This is a genomic window from Undibacter mobilis, from assembly GCF_003367195.1.
Lineage (GTDB): Bacteria > Pseudomonadota > Alphaproteobacteria > Rhizobiales > Xanthobacteraceae > Pseudolabrys > Pseudolabrys mobilis.
On the sequence record NZ_QRGO01000002.1, the window covers coordinates 525,015 to 543,124 of the forward strand.

The window sequence follows — 18,110 nt, forward strand, 5'->3', positions numbered from 1 at the left end:
GGCTTGGCGTTACAATAATATAATAATACAAAAGCTGGTCTGGCGACGGTCTGTCGCGTGCCGGCCGGGAGGACACAATGACCGGGCAACTTCTCGGATTTATTGGGGTCGGCCGAATGGGCGGGCCCATGGCGGGACGGCTTCTCGACGCCGGCTACCGCCTGTGTGTCTACGATTCCAACCCGGCATCGACGGCACCTCTGGTCGCACGCGGCGCCAAGCTGGCGAAATCGGCGGCGGAAGTCGCGTCTGCGGCAGATATCGTCCTTCTCAGCCTGCCGACGCCGCCGATCGTAACCTCGGTTGTGCTCGGCCCCAACGGCGTAAGCCAGGGTAACGCGGTCAAGACCGTAATCGACCTGTCGACCAGTGGCCCGAGCGCCGCCACCGCGATCGCGAAAGCGCTGGGCGATCGGCAGATCAACTGGATCGACGCTCCGGTTTCCGGGGGCGTGCCCGGTGCCGAAAAAGGCACGCTGGCCGTGATGGTGTCGGGACCCAAAGCGATCGCCGACGCCATCGATCCCATTCTGAAAGTGTTCGGCAAGACATTCTTTACGGGCGAAAAGCCCGGCCTCGCCCAGGTTGCCAAGCTCGGCAACAATCTGCTCGCCGCAGCGGCGATCGTGCTGTCGTCGGAGGCCCTGGCGATGGGCGTCAAGGCCGGTCTCGATCCTCAGGTGATGATCGACATCATCAATGCCGGCAGCGGCCGCAACAGCGCGACGCAGGACAAGTTCCCGAAATCGATCCTGACCGGCACATTCGACTACGGCTTCGCCACCGCCCTCTCCTACAAGGATGTGCGGCTCTGCGTCGACGAAGCCGAAGCGCTAGGCGTGCCGATGGTCGCCGGTGCCGTCATTCGCCAGATGCTGGCCGTCACCAACGCCAAATACGGACCCGACTCCGATTTCACGTCGATCGCAAAGGTGATCGAGGAATGGGCCGGCGTCGAAATCCGCAGCAAAAAGACCTGAAACCTGGCCTGCCGTTTTGGCCAACTGGAGTGACGCGTCAGATCGCTCGACGAAGCCTGAGACCGGACTGTGGGAGGTCCGGCGACAACAACAAAAGCCAACGATGGGGAGGATTACGATGGGCCGCCGGGACACCGTACAGATACGAGCGAGGAGCACTCTCGCCCGACGCGCCCATGCTGGCGATCATGCTGGCGATCATGCCGCCATCACGCACGCCGCCTTTCGCCTGTCCACGGTGAACGGCCAATGACCTTTCCCATTCTCGCCGAGAATTTTCTGCAATCGCTGATGGCCGGCATCCTGCTCGGCGCCATTTACGGGCTGATGTGCGTCGGCCTCGCCATGATCTTCGGCGTCATGCGCGTCATCAACTTCGCCCAGGGCGATTTCATGATGCTCGGCATGTACGCGACGTATTATCTGTTCGTCGCTCTCGGCGTGCAGACTTTGTTCGGCAATGTCGTCGGCCCCTATGTCGCCGTGATGATCGCCGCGCCGATCCTGTTCATGGTCGGCTATTTCATTCACCGCACGCTCATTTCGCGCGTGTCCGGCTCCAATACGGCGCAGCTCGAAGGCGAAGGCCATTACGCGCAGCTCATTCTGACGCTCGGCATCGCGCTGATCCTGCAGAACGCCAGCCAGATCGTCTTCGGGTCGATCCAGGTCTCGGTGCGCACGCCGCTGTCGAGCAGCGCCTGGATCGTCGGCCCGCTGTGGGGCGATCTCGTCGAGATCTTCGTCAACAAGGCGCGCGCCATCGCCGCCTTGCTCTCCGGGCTGGTGATTATCGCGCTCGCCATGATGATCGGGCGCACGCGCCTCGGCAAATCGCTGCGCGCCGCCGCCGACAATCCGACCGCGGCGACCTATATGGGCATCGACGTCGACTACGCCCACCGCATCGCCTTCGCGCTCGGCACCGCCATCACCGCCATCGCCGGCGGTCTGCTCGCCACCAACTATCCGTTCCAGCCGCATGTCGGCCTCGAATTCGTCATCGTCATGTATGCCGGCGTGGTGCTGGGCGGTCTCGGCAGCATCATCGGTGCGTTCTGGGGCGGCATGACCATCGGCCTCGTGCAGCAGCTCTCGACGCTGGTCCTGCCGACGCAGCTTCAGAACACCGCGATCTTCGTCGCCTTCCTGCTCATCGTGTTCCTGCGTCCGCAAGGCTTCTTCGGCCGCGTTTCGGAGAGGACCTGAAGCGATGAACGCGATCCGTCCCTATCTCGCGATCATCGCCTTCGCCGCGGCTTATGCGGTGCTGTCGATCTTCGTCACCAACTCGTACTACCAGTTGATGCTGACGCTGGTTCTGGTGTGGGCGAGCTTCGGCCTGTCCTGGAACATCCTCAGCGGCTACACCGGCCTGATCTCGTTCGGCCACGCCTCGTTCTTCGGCCTCGGCGCCTACACCACCGCGCTCGGCGCCATGCATTTCGACCTGTCGCCGTGGCTGCTGATCCCGATCGCCTCGGTGTTCGGCGGCATCTCCGGCGTGCTGATCGGTCTGCCGACGTTCCGCCTGCGCAGCCACTATTTCGCGCTGTCGATGCTCGCCTACCCGCTTGCCATTCTCTACGTGTTCGAGTGGCTCGGCTACCAGGAGGTCACGCTGCCGATCAAGCGCGAGAACGCCGCCGCTTACATGCAGTTCCACGATCCGCGCATTTATACGTGGCTCGCCCTCGCCATGGTCGTCGCCATCGTGCTGATCTCGCGCGTCATCGAACGTTCGCGCTTCGGCATGGCGCTGCTCGCCATCAAGCAGAACGAGGCGGCCGCCGAGGCAGCCGGCATCAACACGCTGCTGTGGAAGCTGCGCGCCATCGCCATCAGCGGCGCCATCGCCAGCGCGGTGGGCGCGTTCTACGCCGTGGTGCTGCTGGTCGTCACGCCGCTGTCGGTGTTCGGCATGCTGGTCTCGGCGCAGGCGCTCACCGTCACCATGTTCGGCGGCATCGGCACGGTCTGGGGCCCGGTGATCGGCTCGGCGATCCTCATTCCGCTCTCGGAAATCCTGCACGCGCAACTCGGCGCGCGCTTCCCCGGCATTCAGGGCGTCATCTTCGGCCTCGCCATTGTCATCGTTATTCTTGTGGCGCCGGAAGGCATCTACTGGAAGGCGCGCGAGTTCATCCAACGCCGCTGGCCGCAGCTGTTTGCGCGCAGCCGGCACAGCGAACTCGCCGCTGCCCGGGCCACGGCCGCGCCGCCGCAGGCCGCCCCCGAACAGAAGGCCGCCCGTCCTTCGTCCGACGACATCATTCTTTCGGTGCGCGGCCTCTCCAAGAGCTTTGGCGGCCTCAAGGCCGTGCAGAACGTCAGCTTCGACGTCCGGCGCGGTTCGATCCTCGGCATCATCGGCCCGAACGGCGCCGGCAAGACCACGGCGTTCAACCTGCTCAACGGCTTTCTCCATCCCGACACCGGCGAAGTGCTGGTCGACGGCCGCAACGTCGTCGGCTGGACGCCGCACCAGATCTGCGAGATCGGCGTCGGCCGCACCTTCCAGATCATGCGGCCATTCGCGCGCCTGTCGGTCGCCGACAATGTCGTCGTCGGCGCTTATGTCCGCGCCGCGACCGACGACGAAGCGCGCCACCTCGCTCATGACGCCATCATGCGCGTCGGCCTCGAGCACGTGGCCGACCGCGTCGCCTCCCAGCTCACCACCAAGGAACTGCGGCTGATGGAACTGGCGCGCGCCCTCGCCGGGCAACCGCGCCTCCTGCTGCTCGACGAAACGCTGGCCGGCCTCGGCGCCGGCGAGGCGGATGAAGTCGTCGACGTCGTGCGCAAGCTCGCCGCCGAAGGCGTCACCATCGTCATCATCGAACACACCATGAAAGCGATGGTGAAACTGGTCGATCGCTTCGTCGTGCTCGATCACGGCGCCGTCCTGGTCGAAGGCGAACCGGAAGCGGTGACACGCAATCCGCAGGTGATCGAGGCCTATCTCGGCGCCAAGTGGAGCGCCAATCACGGACAAGCCGCATGCTGAAAATCGAAAGCATCATCGCGGGCTACTCGTCGGTCCCGGTTCTCGACGGCGTGTCGGTTCATGTCGGCACCGGCGAGTTCGTCTCGGTGGTCGGCCCGAACGGCGCCGGCAAGTCGACGCTGTTCAAGACCATCTCCGGCGTCGTCAAACCGATGTCGGGATCGATTACGTTCGAAGGCACCAACCTGCTCTCGGTGCCGGCCGCCAAGCGGCCGCATCTCGGCATCGCGCATGTGCCGGAGGGGCGTCAGGTGTTTCCATCTCTGAGCGTGTTCGAGAATCTCGAAATGGGCTCCTTCACGCCGGCCGGACAGGCGCAGTGGAAGAACAACATCGAGCAGATTTACACGCTGTTCCCGGTGCTCAAGGAGCGCAGCGATCAGCTTGCCGGCACTTTGTCCGGCGGCGAACAGCAGATGCTGGCCATCGGCCGCGGCCTCGCCTCCTCGCCCAAGCTTTTGATGCTGGATGAGCCGTCGATGGGCCTTGCCCCGGCCATCGCCGACTTCATCTTCGACAAGCTGATCGAAATCCGGCAGCAGACCAAGCTCACCATTCTTCTGGTCGAACAGCGCGTCGCCGAAGCGCTCGAGTCGGCCGACCACGGCTACGTGCTCGAGGCCGGCCGCGTCGTGCTCGAAGGCAACAATGCAACGTTACGCGCGGATGATCGCGTCCGCGCCGCTTACCTCGGAATGTGAGGCAATAACCCGCAACAATGCGGAAAACGCGGAGGAGAACGAACATGCGAAGCGGAAAACGATTGAGTCTAGGTTTAGGTGCGTTGCTGCCGGCCGCCGTGGCCATGGCCCTTGCCCTGCCGACAGGCACGGTACAGGCCCAGCAGCCCAAGGAAGTGAAAGTCGGCCTCATCGCGCCACTGTCCGGGCTTTATGCGCGCCCGGGACAGGTCATGCGCATGGGCGCCGAAATGGCGGTCGAGAAGGTCAACGCCGAAGGCGGCATCAAGTCGCTCGGCGGCGCCAAGCTCAAGCTCGTTGTCCTCGACAGCGGCGACAGCACCGAAAAGGCCAAGAACGCCGCCCAGCGCATGGTGGCCGATGAGCCCGATCTCGTCGCTGCGACCGGCGCCTATCTGTCCTCGTTCACGCTGGCCGTGACCGAAGTGACCGAGCGCGCCAAGCTCCCCGTACTCACGCTGTCCTACTCGGACATGATCACCGAGCGCGGCTTCAAATACATCTTCCAGACCTCGGCGACTTCCGGCTCGCAAGCCGTCCAGTCGCTGCCGGTCATCCTGGCGACCGCCAAGGCCGCCGGCGCCAACCCGAAGACCGTCGCCATCGTCACCGACAACACCGCCGCCTCGATCTCGTCGGTGAAGCCGATGCGCGAGAAGCTGCTGAAGGAATACGGCCTGCAACTCGTCGTCGACGAGACCTTCACCCCGCCGCTCGCCGACGCGACACCGCTGGTGCAGAAGATCCGCACCACCCGGCCGGACCTGTTCTTCTTCCTGCCGACCGTGATCTCCGACGCGAAACTCGTGCTGGAGAAAATGAACGAATTCGGTCTCGGCAAGGGGCGGATCCCGACCATCGCCTTCGGCATTGCGATGTTCGAGCCCGACATGCTCAAGACCATGTCGCCCGAACTGCTCGATGGCATGATCGGCGCCGTCGGCAGCTGGGGCTCGAAGGGCCATGAAGACATCATCGCCGAACTCAAGAAGAAGTATAACGAGCCGTGGATGACGCAGAACGCGATCTCCACCTATGCCGACATCCTGGTGATGCGCGACGCGCTCGAAAAGGCCGGCAAGGCCGATCGTGAGTCCGTTGCCGAAGCGCTCCGCACCATGGATGGCGGACCGTCGAAGTTCTATCCGTCGGGCAAGATCAAGTTCGGACCTGACGGGCGGCGCGAAGGCGCCGGCCTCACCATCATCCAGTGGCAGAACGCGGTGCCGGTGACGATCTACCCGCCGGAACTGGCGATGGCCAAGGCGAACTGGCCGAAGAAGTAACGGCTGGGTCAAGACAACATCCGGCGGTCGCCCTCGCGGGTGGCCGCCGGATAACCCGTTTAAAGCAGGCTCGCGTTTTCGAGGCCGATACGGAAGAATGGACTGCCGATGAGTGAATTTCCCGGAGCATCGTGGCTCGACCGCTACGCCCAGCGCGTCAATGCCGATGCCGAAATGGGCGTGATCGGCGACTGGCTGAGCACGACCTTCACGCTGACCTTCGGCGATGCCCGCCATGCGCTCGTCGTCGACAAGGGCAAGATCGTCAAGATCATAGCCTCCCCACGTTTCGATGTGCGCGCGCCGTTCGGCTTCCGCGCACCGGTCGAGGTCTGGCGCAAGTTCCTCAGCCCCAACCCGCCGCCGCTCTATCACGACTTCTTTGCCATGCTGATGCGCGTGCCGGAATTCGTCATCGAAGGCGACAGCCTGATCGCCATGCAGAACGCACGCGCACTTCATCGCATGATGAACATCATGCGCGAGACGGGAGCCCCCAATGGCTGATTTTGAGCCCATCGTCGGCCGTTACATCACCGTCGACATCGCCGGCGAGAAGCATCGCCTGTTCGTCGAGGAAGCCGGCCAAGGCATTCCCCTGCTCTGCCTGCACACCGCCGGCAATGACAGCCGGCAGTTCCGCCACGTCATGAACGACAAGGAACTGACCGACCGCTTCCGCGTCGTCGCCTTCGACATGCCCTATCATGGTCGCTCGACGCCGCCCGACAAATGGTGGCTGAAGAAGCCGCGACTGACCACCGCGCTGTACATGCAGATCATTCGCGCGGTGTGGACCGCGCTCGGCCTCGACCGGCCGATCGTGATGGGCTGCTCGATGGGCGGCGCCATCGTCCTCAAGGTGGCGGCCGACTACCAGAATGAAATCCGCGGCATCGTCGGGCTGGAAAGCTCGGCTTATGCCCCGGGCCGCTACAACGAGTTCCTGCACCATCCGGCCATTCATGGCGGCGAACTGTGCGCGAGCTACACCTACGGCCTTAACGCGCCGACCAGTCCGGAACAGAACCGGCGCGAGAACTGGTGGTACTACAGCCAGTCCGGCCCCGGCGTGTATCAGGGCGACGTGCACTTCTACAGCAACGACTGGGATGCCCGCGAAGACATCAAGACCATCGACACGACACGCTGCAAGGTGGCGCTGCTCACCGGCGAGTTCGACTATTCCTGCACGCCGGCCATGACAGAACAGGTTGCCGCTTCGATCAAGGGCTCGCGCTATACGATGATGAAGGGCATGGGCCACTTCCCCATGATCGAAAACTACCCCGACTTCCGCCCCTATCTCATCGGCGCGCTCGATCACGTCGCGGCGTAAGGCATCACAGAAGGAATGGAGACCCGATCATGAGCAAGGAAATCTTCGACCGCGGCCTTGAAATCCGCAAATCGGTCATCGGCGCCGAATTCGTCGACAATGCGTTCAAGAATGCCGACGACTTCAACATGCCGCTGCAGGAACTTCTGACGGAATACTGCTGGGGCTATGTTTGGGGGCGCGACGGTTTGCCGCTGAAGTCCCGCAGCATGATCAACCTCGCTATGCTGTCGGTGATGAACCGCCCGCACGAACTGAAGACCCACATCAAGGGCGCCCTCAGGAACGGCATGACGCGCGAGGAAATTCGCGAAGTCTTCATGCAAATTGCCATCTACGCCGGCGTGCCGGTGGCGGTTGACTCATTCCGCATAGCGCGCGAGGTCTTCAACGAGATCGACGGCAAGAAGTGACGTCGGGCCACGGGAGAATGTCATGAGCGACGACATCTACGAGATCTATGCCGTCAAATACGGCCGGCACGAACGCAAGTCGCCCGACAATTTCATCGGCGGTGACACCCATGACGTGCCGATGCCGCTCGACTATTTCGTCTGGGCCATTGTCGGCAAGGATCGCACCGTCATTCTCGACACCGGCTTCGACCAGATGCGGGCGGATGCGCGCAAGCGCCAGATCTCGAAGCCGGTCGGCGACGGCCTGCGTGCGCTCGGTGTCGATCCGGCGTCGGTGAAGGACGTCATCATCTCGCACATGCATTACGACCATGCCGGCAATCACGACCTGTTCCCGAATGCGCGCTACCACTTGCAGGATTGCGAGATGGCCTATGCGACCGGGCGCTGCATGTGCCACACCATGATGCGCATGCCCTTCGAGGCGGTCGACGTCACCGCAATGGTGAACAAGATCTTTACCGACCGCGTCGTGTTTCACGACGGCGCGGCGGAGATTGCACCCGGCCTGTCGGTGCATCTGATCGGCGGTCATTCCAAGGGACTGCAGGCGACGCGCGTGAAGACCCGGCGCGGCTGGGTCGTGCTCGCATCCGATGTCGCGCATTTCTACGCCCATCTCGACCAGCGGCGCGTCTTCCCCATCACCTACAACGTCGCCGACGTGCTCGCCGGTTACGACAAGGTCGAGGCGCTGGCGACATCGAAGGACCATGTGGTGCCCGGTCACGATCCGATCGTGCTCGACATCTACCCCGCCGCACGCCCCAACATGGAAGGCTGGGCGGCGCGGCTCGACGCCGACCCGAAGCCGAGAACCGCGACAGTTGCGTCCTGATTATTCAGGAGAATTTAGTAGCTTCGGTATCATAGTATAGACACTGGAAACGTAAGGAGACCGACATGAAAAAGACTATTGCCTGCCTCGCGATCGGCGCCATGACGCTGACATCGGCGCTCATGCCCGCCCCGGCCCAGGCCGAGAAAAGCGAGCTGCGCGTGCCGCTCGGCGCCGGCGGCTTTGGCTTCCTGCCGCTGCACGTCATGAAGAAGTATCAGCTCGTCGAGAAGGAAGCCGAGAAGCTCGGCCTCAAGCTCACGGTGAACTACGCCAATATCGGCGGCCCGTCGGTGATGAACGACGCGCTGCTCTCCGGCTCGGCCGACTTCATCTCGGCCGGCCCGCCGGCGTTCCTGATCCTGTGGGACCGCACCAAGGGCCGCGGCGACGTCATGGGCGTGGCGGCGATGAGCACGATCCCGATGTATCTCAACACCAAGGCCGAACACCTCACCAAGATCGAGGATCTCAAGGCCGACGACAAGATCGCGGTGACCGCGATCAAGGTGTCGATCCCGTCGATCATCATGCAGATGTACGCGCGGCAGAAGGAAGGCGCGGACGCCACCTTCAAGTACGACAAGTACACCGTGTCGATGACCCACCCGGATGCCGTGATCGCCATTCTGTCCGGCAACAAGCAGGTCACCGCGCACTACGCCTCGGCGCCGTTCCACCAGCGTGAACTGAAGGAAGGCGCCCGCACCATCCAGAACACCAACGACGTGATGGGCGGCCCGCAGACCTTCACCATGATCTCGACGACCAAGAAGTTCCGCGACGAAAATCCGAAGGGCTACGCGGCCTTCGTTGCGGCACTCAAGGCCTCTTTCGACATCATCAAGAATGACAAGAAGGCTGCAGCCGAAGTGCTGCTCGAGTCGATGGGCGGCAAGGGCTGGGAGGTGAGCGAACTCGCCGCCATGCTCGACGACAAGGACACCAAGTACACCACGATGCCGGAAGGCGTCATGAAGTACGCCGACTTCATGCACGCGATCGGCACGCTCAAGAACAAGCCCGCCAAGCTCGACGACCTGTTCTTCGACGTGAAGGGCATTGGCGGCGGCAACTAAGCCAGCTATCTGACATCATTCGGCCAGTGGCGGCGCCCGGGGCACCGCCACTGGCCCCATCATTAGGAGCTTCTTCAATATGAGTAATGGCGTCGCCCCGCTTCTCGCGGTCAAGGGCGTTACCCTGCAATACCAGACCCGTGACCATCTGGTCACCGCGACCTATCGGGTCAGTTTCGATATCTACCGTTCGGACCGCTACGTCATCCTCGGCCCGTCGGGCTGCGGCAAGTCGACCTTGCTGAAGGCGGTCGGCGGTTTCATCCGTCCGGTCGAAGGCGAGATTCGCCTCAACGATACGGTTATCACCAAGCCGGGGCCGGACCGCGTCCTGGTGTTCCAGGAATTCGACCAGCTGTTGCCGTGGAAAACGGTGAAGCAGAACGTCGCCTTCGCGCTCACCGCGAGCGGCAAGATGGGCGGCAGGGAAGCCGAGCAACGCGCGCTGCACTACATCAACATGGTCGGCCTCTCCAAGTTCGCCGACAATCATCCGCATACCTTGTCGGGCGGCATGAAGCAGCGCGTCGCGATTGCCCGCGGCATGGCCATGGAGCCGGAAATCCTGCTGATGGACGAGCCCTTCGCCGCGCTCGACGCGCTGACGCGCGCCAAGATGCAGGAAGAGCTGCTGCAATTGTGGGACGACACCAAGTTCACGGTGCTGTTCGTAACCCATTCGATCACCGAAGCCGTGCGCGTCGGCAACCGCATCCTCCTGCTCTCGGCGCATCCGGGTCAGGTCAAGGGTGAGATCAACAGCAACGGCACCGACGATATCGGCGCCGACGGCAGACCGCTGTCCGAGCGCATCGAGCATCTGCTGTTTGAACAGAATATCGGCGAAAGGAGTGCGTCCCATGGCTGACGCCCAATCCGTTCTTCACGTCCGTCCCGAGGTCATCTACCAGGTCAGCACCGCCGGCATCGGCGTCGTGCAGCGGCCTTTGTCGCTCGGTCAGCGGCTGGCCAACCAGGGCGCCCTGCGCAAGGCTTTGGTTCTGACCGTGCTCGCCTTGCTGTGGGAAGGCTATGCACGCTGGCTCGGCAACGAACTGCTGTTCCCGACCTTCAGCGCCACCGTGCTCGCATTCTGGCGTTCGATCGTTACCGGCGAACTGCCGGCCGCGACCTGGTTCTCGATGACGATCCTGTTCCAGGGCTATGCCGCCGGCCTCTTGCTCGCCGGCCTGCTCACGGCCTTCGCCAGTGCGACGCGGATCGGCGCCGATCTGCTCGAAGTGCTGACGGCGATGTTCAATCCCCTGCCCTCGATCGCCCTGTTGCCGCTGGCCATGATCTGGTTCGGCCTCGGCACCGGCGGCATCGTCTTCGTGCTCATCCATGCCGTGCTGTGGTCGGTGGCGCTCAACACCCATTCCGGCTTCCGCGGCGTGAGCCCGACCTGGCGCATGGTCGGACAGAACTACGGCCTGTCCAATATCGGTTACGTGATCCGCATTCTCATTCCCGGCGCGTTCCCGAGCATTCTCACCGGCCTCAAGATCGGCTGGGCCTTCGCCTGGCGCACGCTGATCGCGGCTGAACTGGTGTTCGGCGCCAATTCCGGCGGCGGCGGCCTCGGCTGGTTCATTTTCCAGAGCAAGAACTCGCTGGAAATCCCCTCGGTGTTCGCCGGCCTGCTGACGGTGATCCTGCTCGGCCTGTTCGTCGAGAACGTGATCTTCCTCACCGCGGAGAAGATGACGATCCGGCGCTGGGGCATGCAGCACTAAACGACATCAGGCCATCGCGCCTGAAAACGAGGACGGCGGCCCTGGGGCCGCCGTCCTTTTTTATGAGCGGAAGCCAACCTGATTCAGCGCGGATGCCAGCGGCCGTCGCGCACCAGTTCGCGCACTTGCGCCGCCACGATCTTGGTCAGCGCCCGCGTCGCCATCGTCATCGGTCGCTGGCTCGACGTCGAAAGCAGAAGCTGCCGCGTCAGCTGCGGCCGCACGATCGGGAAGCACTTGATGCGCCCCGCCTTCACCAGATGGTGGACGGTCGAATAGGACAGCACGGTATAGCCCACGCCCTTCTCGACCAGATTGAGCGTGGACGGCATGGCGTCGATTTCGATGACGATGTTCGGCTCGATGCCGGCCTTGCCGAACACCTGGTCGATAAGAAGCCGCAGGCCATGCGGCCGGCTCGGCAGGATCATCGGAATGTCGGCCAGCACCTTGGCCTGCACCTGCCCGGCCGGCAGCTTGTTGGGGTCTTTCGCCGCGCCAAGCAGCACCAGTTCATCCTTGAGCAGCGGCTCCGACAGCACGTTGCTCATCGCCGGCGCGTTGTAGAGCACCGCGACGTCGATCTTGCCGGTCAGCAGCCACTCCAGCACATGGCCGCTGAAACCTTCGACGACGCGCATCGCGATCTGCGGATACTGCTCGCGATAACGCTCGACCAGCGGCACCGTCAGCACCGACCCGACCGACGGCGGCATGCCGATGGCAACGCTGCCATGCGGGCTCAGTTGCAGCGCCGCGATCTCGGACGCCGCGCGCGAGGCCTGTTCGAGAATGCCCTTGGCATACTGATCGAGCAGCTTGCCGGCCTCGGTGAGGATGATGCCGCGGCCATTGCGGTAGAACAGTTTGACGCCGAGTTCGGTCTCCAGCGATTTCACGTAACGGCTCAAGGCCGGCTGGGCGATCGACAACGCCACCGACGCGCGCGAGAAACTGCCGCACGCCGCCGCCGTCGAGAACACCTTGAGCTGCTTTATGTCCATGAAACCGCGCGCCCGGCATTTTCCGGCGGACGACCTGCCTGCCGAAATTGACATATCAGATAGCACATTTTCGTCGGCAGATGAGGGCGCGGAAACTGCGACAATGTTTGCCACGCAGCGAGGACAACGCTCGCGCCAAGGGGGAGACGACCATGACCGGCACGAACCGGCCCAGCAAGGGCAATGCATTCCTGACCGGCGCGGCCGGCGGCATGGGCACGGCGATCGCGCGGGCGCTGGTCACCGGCGGCTATCGCGTCATCCTCGCCGACCGCGACGCCGAGAAGCTCAAGCCGCTCGCCGCCGAACTCGGCAGCGCGGCAATGCCGCTGCTGCTCGACGTCACCGACCCGGACCGCACCGCGCGCATCCTCGACCTGGTGCCTGCGGACTTCCAGCCGATCGACGTACTCATCAACAATGCCGGCCATGATATCGGCGGCCGCAAGCGCTTCGATGTCGGCTCCGCCGACGACTGGGCCGCCATTGTCGACACCAATCTCAATGGCCTGATGCGCGTCACCCGCGCCATCCTGCCCGACATGGTCCGCCGCAACAAAGGCGACGTCGTCAATATGAGCTCGGTCGCGGCCGTGCGCATCGTGCCGGACATGGCGCCCTACAACGCCAGCAAGGCCGGCATCCACATGCTGACGGAGATCATTCGTGCGGAACTGGCCGAGACCGCGATCCGCGTTACCGAAATCATGCCCGGGCTGGCGCGTACCGGCATCATCAAGACCCGCTATCGCGGCGACGAGGCGATGACGAAAGCCTATTTCGACCAGTTCAAGATGGCGCTCGATCCCGAGGATATCGCCCGCTCCATCATGTTCGCGCTCGAGCAGCCGCCGCATGTCCAGGTCGCGGAGATGATGGTGTTGCCCGTCAATCGCTGGTGACGCCCTCACCTCTTCGGCACGGTCATCGCACAAAGCCCGGCAACGTCGGCGCTGGTGTCGAGTGACCAGATGGCGTCGATGAGCGGCGCAATGTCGTGCGTCGGATTCCACGCCGCCGCGGCGTTGCGCAGCTTCAACTCCAGCGCCTCGTCGCTCATGGGGTTGGCTTCGCTGCCGCGCGCCGCCTGCGTCGACAGGTGATGCACCTTGCCGTCGGTCGTCACGATGTCCACGGCCGCGGCGATGGTCGCAAAGGATGGATCGCGCACCACTTCGACCTTGCCGCGCAACGCCGCGACCTTGGGATCGGCCACGCATTCGTCGCTGAACTCCTCGGGGCCGGCCTTGCCGCGCACGAGCGCGGCGGCGACGGCATGTTGCACGCTGACCTGCGACAGGCGTCCGCTCGTGACCACCGGCCGATCGGTGCGGTCGGCGAGCAGCGGATTGCCGCGGACCACGACCTTGGCAACGTCGGTGCCACTATTGTTGCTTCGCCAGTCGAGCACGCAATCGAGCACCGGATTGATGACAAAGCCGCAAGGATAAGGCTTGTACGACGTCTCCATGATCTGCCAGGTCTTGCCCCAGCCTTCGGTGAGGAACGACAGGTCGGGCGGCACACCCATGGCGTTGTAGAGGCCCTGCACGCCGGCGAGCGGCTCCGGCGGACCGTCAAAGCCCTTCTCCGCCAGCAGCGCCGACAACAGGCCGTTGCGGGCGGCATTGCCGACGCTGGCGCTCTTGGAAGCGGTGCCGAGGCATTCACAAAGACCGGACGACTGCGTCGCCGCCGAACCCAGCGCCCAGACGATATGTTGCGCATCGAGACCGATCAGCTTGCCGACAGCGGCCGCAGCGCCGAGCACGCCGCAGGTCGAGGTGATGTGCCAGCCCATCGAATAGTGCTTTGGCGACACCGCGAGACCGATCCGTGTCTCGATCTCGTTGCCGATCACGGTGCCGAACAGCAGATCCGGGCCGCTGACGGGGTGCAATTCGGCCAGGGCCAGCAGCGGCGGCACGACCGGTGCCGTCGGGTGGATCACGGTGCGGGTGTGGGTGTCGCAGAAGTCGTAGACATTGGCGCCGGCGGCGTTGAGAAAAGCGGCGCTCAGCGCATCGATGCGCTCGCTGCGGCCGGCCAACGTCGCCTGCCGGCCACCGGAGAACGGCGCCAGCGTCGCAAGCGCAACCTCGATCGGCTGGGTCCGGCAACCGGCGAGAGCCACGGCAAAGAAGTTCATCACCGAGCGCTTGGCCTGGTGCATGACGTCGGCGGGAATGTCCTCGCGCCGCGTATCGGCGACGAACTGGGCAAGCTGCTGGGTCACGTTGGGTCGGTCGAGCATCGTTATCCTCGATAATGTGATCGGCCGCTGCCGCGGCCACTACGCGCCGGTGAAGTTCGGCTTGCGCTTTTCCATGAAGGCCTTGCGACCTTCTTTATAGTCCTCGCTGGCAAAGCAGGCCTGCACCATGGCCTCGCAGGCTGCCAGATCGCGCTCGCTGTCCGGTTTCACCACTTCGCCGATGATGAACTTCACCGAGTCCACCGTGAGCGGCGCATTGGCGGCCATGGTGGCGGTGTAGTCGGCCACGTATTGCTCAAGCGTTTCGGACGGCACGACGCGGTTGACCAGCCCCATGCGCTCGGCCTCCTCGGCCGTGAACTGGCGCGCAGTATAAAAGATTTCCTTGGCGAAAGACGGCCCGACGACATCGACCAGCCGTTTGATGCCCTTGAAGCCGTAGCCGAGGCCGAGCTTCGCCGCCGGAATGCCGAACTTGGAATTGTCGCTGCAGATGCGCATGTCGCAGCACATCGCCAGCGCCATGCCGCCGCCGATGCAATAGCCGCGGATCATGGCAATGGTCGGCTTGGGGAAATCATAGAACGCCGCGTAAGCGCGCTCGACAATGACGCTGTAGCGCTTGACCGCTTCTTCGGTCGAACGGTCCTTCTCGAACCGCGAGATATCCGCGCCGGAAACGAAGGCCTTGCCGCCGGCACCGGACACGACCATGGCGCGGATGTTGCGATCGGCCTTGAAGTCGGCGACCACCGCCTCGGTCGCCTCCCACATATCGAGCGACACCGCATTGTGTCGCTCCGGGTTGTTGAAGATCAGGTGGCCGACCGCGCCATCCTTGCGCGACAGGATCTTGTCGGTCATCGGAGCCTCCTGAATGGCCGCAGCGCGGCGGCGCGCTGATGTCGCCGCCGTTACTTCGCTGCCTTACTTTGCCGCCTTGCCCTTGATCTCGACGCCGGCCCATTTCTCGACGGTGCGGGCCGTCGTGGTCAGGTCGCCGTTGAAGCCTTCGATCGACTCCGTGATCGACAGCAACTGGTTCACCGCATTGCCGACGATCATCGGCACGCCGAGAGACTCGGCGAACTGGACCGCAAGCTTGGCGTCCTTGTGCATCAGGCCGATGGCGAAACCGAAGTCGAAGCGCCGGTTCAGCACGCAGCGTGGGAACTTGTCCTCGGTCGCCGTGTTGCGGCCGCTGCCGGAGTTGATGACGGCGATCATGGTGTCGGCGTCGAGGCCGGCCTTGGCGCCCATCGCGAGCGCTTCGGACGTCATGGCGACGGCGGTGGCGGAGAGGATGTTGTTGACGAGCTTCATCGCCTGGCCCTGACCCGGCTCGGCGCCGACCCAGAACATCTTGCCGATGACCTCGACAACCGGCCGCAGCGTTTCCGCCAGGTCCTTCGGACAGGCAACCATCACGGCGACGGTGCCCTTCTCGGCGCCGCTCGGGCCGCCGCTCACCGGCGCGTCGACCGCGGCGATGCCCTTGGCCGCGAGCACGGCCGCGACTTCCTTGGCCGCCACCGGACCGGTGGTGGACAGGTCGATGAACGTCTTCACCTTCGAGCCGGTGGCGACTTCCGCCGCCACCGCCTTGACGATGTCCGGAGTCGGCAGGCTGGCGAGCACCGTTTCGGCGGTGGAGGCCACCTCGGCGGGCGAGGCCGCGCGCTTGGCGCCGCGTTGCACGAGACGGGCGACGTTGGTTTCGTTGAGATCGAACACGGTAACGCCGTAGCCGGCCTCAAGCAGCCGTCCGGCCATATGGATGCCCATGCGGCCGACGCCGATGAACCCCAGTTCCTGCTTTGCAGACATCAGTATGTGCTTTCCTGATTCATGACCGAGGGTCAGGTTTAGGGCTTCTTCGCCGGCGTCGCCGACACCTTACCCATTTCCTTCAAGACTTCGTTGGCGATCTTGAAGGCGTCGAGGCCGGCAGGAATGCCGCAATAGATCGTGGCGTGCAGCAGCGTCTCCTGAATTTCTTCGACGGTGACACCGTTGTTGATCGCGCCGCGCACATGCAGCTTGATTTCCGGGCCGCGGTTGAGCGCGGTGAGCATGGCCAGATTGAGCAGGCTGCGCGTCTTGCGCGGCAGGCCCGGGCGCGACCAGCCGTAACCCCAGCACCATTCGGTCGTGATGTGCTGAAACGCCATCATGAAATCGTTGGCATTGGCGATCGACGAGTCGACATATTCCGGGCCGAGCACTTCGCGGCGGTGCTTGAGGCCTTCGTCAAACATCACTTTCGCCGCTTTCTCCATCTCGCTGCTCATATTCGCTTCCTGTTGGTTGAGAGTTCACGATTGCTGGGGTGTTCAAACGCACTGGATGGCGCCGCCAGGGGCGTCGCTCAGTACAACGGTCAGCATTTGAGGAAAAACTGCCGGCCTTCACGCTGGGGCAAGCCGCCACCGGCGAAGACACGGGATATCGGTTGCTCCTCCACTGTCTTGACCGCCGGCTCTGCTCGGGGATCGTTTCCTGTCGCGGAACACCCGGGGTGGCCGATATTGTCTGATAGTAGTACGGTATGTAAAATAATGACCACGGACGGTCAAGGACCTCATCCCGCGCGGGCCCGATGCAAAAACGAATAGCAGTTTGAGGAATTTACACCATGCTTGAAGGTCGCTGCGCGCTCGTCACCGGCTCGATCGGCGGCCTCGGCTACGCCATCGCCCAGGCGCTCGCCGAGGCTGGCGCCAGCATTGTTTTGAACGCCCTGGCGGACAGGGCTACCGGCGACGCCGCCGCCCACCGCTTGTCCTCTGATACCGGCCGTAACGTTGTTTTTGACGGCGCCGACCTGACTGACGTCGCCGCCATCGAACGCATGTTCGGGAACGCCCAGGCCCGGTTCGGCACAGTGGACATTGTCGTCAACAATGCCGTGGTGAGGCACTTTTCGCCCGTCGACCAGTTCAGGACGGAGGATTGGGATCGCTCGATGGCGGTCAATGTCTCGGCGGCCTTCCATTGCATCCGCCTCGCGGTGCCTGGCATGCGCGCCAAGGGCTGGGGGCGCATCATCAACATGTCGTCAATTTTCGGCGCACGCGGAGCCGAAAATCGTATCGACTATGTCACCTCCAAAACCGCTCTGCTCGGCATGACCCGGGCGGTCGCCATAGAGACCGCCCTCACCGGCATCACCTGCAACGCCATATCGCCCGGCGCGGTGCCAACGCCCGCTCTTCTGGCGCGCGTTCACGAACAGGCAGCCGGCGAAGGCATCATCGCAGCCGAAGCAGAACGTCGCTACGCGGCGGCCCGCCATCCGACCGAGCGTTTCGTCAACCCCGCGAATGTCGGCGTCCTCGCCGTGTTTCTGTGCAGCCCGGCCGCCAAAGACATTACCGGGGCAACGCTGCCGATGGACGGCGGCTGGCAGGCCCGATGACGCCTGAGGACACCATTCCTGTTTTCGCTTTTCCGTTGTAAAGATGTAAGGATTCGGTTCGCCGGACCGCATAGTTGGAGGAAATGGC

General features: G+C 63.7%; 19 protein-coding genes. 14 read left to right on the top strand and 5 right to left on the bottom strand.

Features of this window, described 5'->3' with window-relative positions; translation table 11 throughout:
* Nucleotides 1–77: 77 nt before the first annotated feature.
* The 12 genes from DXH78_RS16700 (at nt 78) to DXH78_RS16755 (ending at nt 11,385) form a co-directional block, all read left to right on the top strand.
* Nucleotides 78–980: an NAD(P)-dependent oxidoreductase gene (locus DXH78_RS16700; protein ID WP_115518350.1), complete on the top strand. Its 903-nt coding sequence runs from the start codon at nt 78–80 to the stop codon at nt 978–980.
* A gap of 249 nt (nt 981–1,229) precedes the next feature.
* Complete coding sequence (locus tag DXH78_RS16705; RefSeq protein WP_115518351.1) at nt 1,230–2,189, top strand: branched-chain amino acid ABC transporter permease; 960 nt, start codon at nt 1,230–1,232, stop codon at nt 2,187–2,189.
* Between the two features lie 4 nt (nt 2,190–2,193).
* Nucleotides 2,194–3,990 (top strand): branched-chain amino acid ABC transporter ATP-binding protein/permease, encoded by a 1,797-nt coding sequence (locus DXH78_RS16710; protein ID WP_115518352.1) that lies wholly within the window; start codon nt 2,194–2,196, stop codon nt 3,988–3,990.
* Nucleotides 3,984–4,691, top strand: a complete 708-nt coding sequence (locus tag DXH78_RS16715; RefSeq protein ID WP_115518353.1) for an ABC transporter ATP-binding protein — start codon at nt 3,984–3,986, stop codon at nt 4,689–4,691. Before DXH78_RS16710 ends, DXH78_RS16715 begins: the two co-directional genes overlap by 7 nt.
* A gap of 104 nt (nt 4,692–4,795) precedes the next feature.
* Nucleotides 4,796–5,977 (top strand): ABC transporter substrate-binding protein, encoded by a 1,182-nt coding sequence (locus tag DXH78_RS16720; RefSeq protein ID WP_245416931.1) that lies wholly within the window; start codon nt 4,796–4,798, stop codon nt 5,975–5,977.
* 108 nt (nt 5,978–6,085) lie between these two features.
* Complete coding sequence (locus DXH78_RS16725; RefSeq protein WP_115518355.1) at nt 6,086–6,484, top strand: hypothetical protein; 399 nt, start codon at nt 6,086–6,088, stop codon at nt 6,482–6,484.
* Entirely contained in the window at nt 6,477–7,316 is an 840-nt protein-coding gene (locus tag DXH78_RS16730; protein WP_115518356.1) for an alpha/beta fold hydrolase, read from the top strand. The genes DXH78_RS16725 and DXH78_RS16730 overlap by 8 nt, the downstream gene beginning before the upstream one ends.
* Nucleotides 7,317–7,345: 29 nt before the next feature.
* Nucleotides 7,346–7,729 carry a carboxymuconolactone decarboxylase family protein gene (locus DXH78_RS16735; RefSeq protein ID WP_115518357.1) on the top strand — a complete coding sequence of 128 codons (384 nt, stop codon included), beginning with the start codon at nt 7,346–7,348 and terminating at the stop codon, nt 7,727–7,729.
* 22 nt (nt 7,730–7,751) lie between these two features.
* Nucleotides 7,752–8,570 (top strand): N-acyl homoserine lactonase family protein, encoded by an 819-nt coding sequence (locus DXH78_RS16740; protein WP_115518358.1) that lies wholly within the window; start codon nt 7,752–7,754, stop codon nt 8,568–8,570.
* Between the two features lie 65 nt (nt 8,571–8,635).
* Nucleotides 8,636–9,649, top strand: coding sequence for an ABC transporter substrate-binding protein (locus DXH78_RS16745; protein ID WP_115518359.1), 1,014 nt, complete (start codon nt 8,636–8,638; stop codon nt 9,647–9,649).
* 79 nt (nt 9,650–9,728) lie between these two features.
* Nucleotides 9,729–10,517, top strand: coding sequence for an ABC transporter ATP-binding protein (locus DXH78_RS16750; protein ID WP_115518360.1), 789 nt, complete (start codon nt 9,729–9,731; stop codon nt 10,515–10,517).
* A complete protein-coding gene (locus tag DXH78_RS16755) occupies nt 10,510–11,385 on the top strand; it encodes an ABC transporter permease (protein ID WP_115518361.1) in 876 nt (291 codons plus the stop codon). Before DXH78_RS16750 ends, DXH78_RS16755 begins: the two co-directional genes overlap by 8 nt.
* Nucleotides 11,386–11,468: 83 nt before the next feature.
* Here DXH78_RS16755 and DXH78_RS16760 read toward each other — a convergent pair whose 3' ends face one another.
* Nucleotides 11,469–12,389, bottom strand: a complete 921-nt coding sequence (locus DXH78_RS16760; protein WP_115518362.1) for a LysR substrate-binding domain-containing protein — start codon at nt 12,387–12,389, stop codon at nt 11,469–11,471.
* 152 nt (nt 12,390–12,541) lie between these two features.
* On the opposite strand from DXH78_RS16760, the gene DXH78_RS16765 reads away from it, so the two are divergent.
* Nucleotides 12,542–13,291 (top strand): SDR family oxidoreductase, encoded by a 750-nt coding sequence (locus tag DXH78_RS16765; protein ID WP_115518363.1) that lies wholly within the window; start codon nt 12,542–12,544, stop codon nt 13,289–13,291.
* 5 nt (nt 13,292–13,296) lie between these two features.
* Here DXH78_RS16765 and DXH78_RS16770 read toward each other — a convergent pair whose 3' ends face one another.
* Genes DXH78_RS16770 through DXH78_RS16785 form a run of 4 tightly spaced genes read right to left on the bottom strand, consistent with a single transcriptional unit; the run spans nt 13,297 to nt 16,895 of the window.
* Nucleotides 13,297–14,643 (bottom strand): MmgE/PrpD family protein, encoded by a 1,347-nt coding sequence (locus DXH78_RS16770; protein ID WP_115518364.1) that lies wholly within the window; start codon nt 14,641–14,643, stop codon nt 13,297–13,299.
* Nucleotides 14,644–14,682: 39 nt separating this feature from the next.
* Complete coding sequence (locus DXH78_RS16775) at nt 14,683–15,483, bottom strand: enoyl-CoA hydratase (protein WP_283805644.1); 801 nt, start codon at nt 15,481–15,483, stop codon at nt 14,683–14,685.
* Between the two features lie 48 nt (nt 15,484–15,531).
* A complete protein-coding gene (locus tag DXH78_RS16780) occupies nt 15,532–16,431 on the bottom strand; it encodes an NAD(P)-dependent oxidoreductase (protein WP_115518366.1) in 900 nt (299 codons plus the stop codon).
* Nucleotides 16,432–16,469: 38 nt separating this feature from the next.
* Nucleotides 16,470–16,895, bottom strand: a complete 426-nt coding sequence (locus tag DXH78_RS16785; protein ID WP_245416910.1) for a carboxymuconolactone decarboxylase family protein — start codon at nt 16,893–16,895, stop codon at nt 16,470–16,472.
* Nucleotides 16,896–17,239: 344 nt separating this feature from the next.
* On the opposite strand from DXH78_RS16785, the gene DXH78_RS16790 reads away from it, so the two are divergent.
* Nucleotides 17,240–18,022 carry an SDR family oxidoreductase gene (locus DXH78_RS16790; protein WP_115518367.1) on the top strand — a complete coding sequence of 261 codons (783 nt, stop codon included), beginning with the start codon at nt 17,240–17,242 and terminating at the stop codon, nt 18,020–18,022.
* Nucleotides 18,023–18,110: the final 88 nt, after the last annotated feature.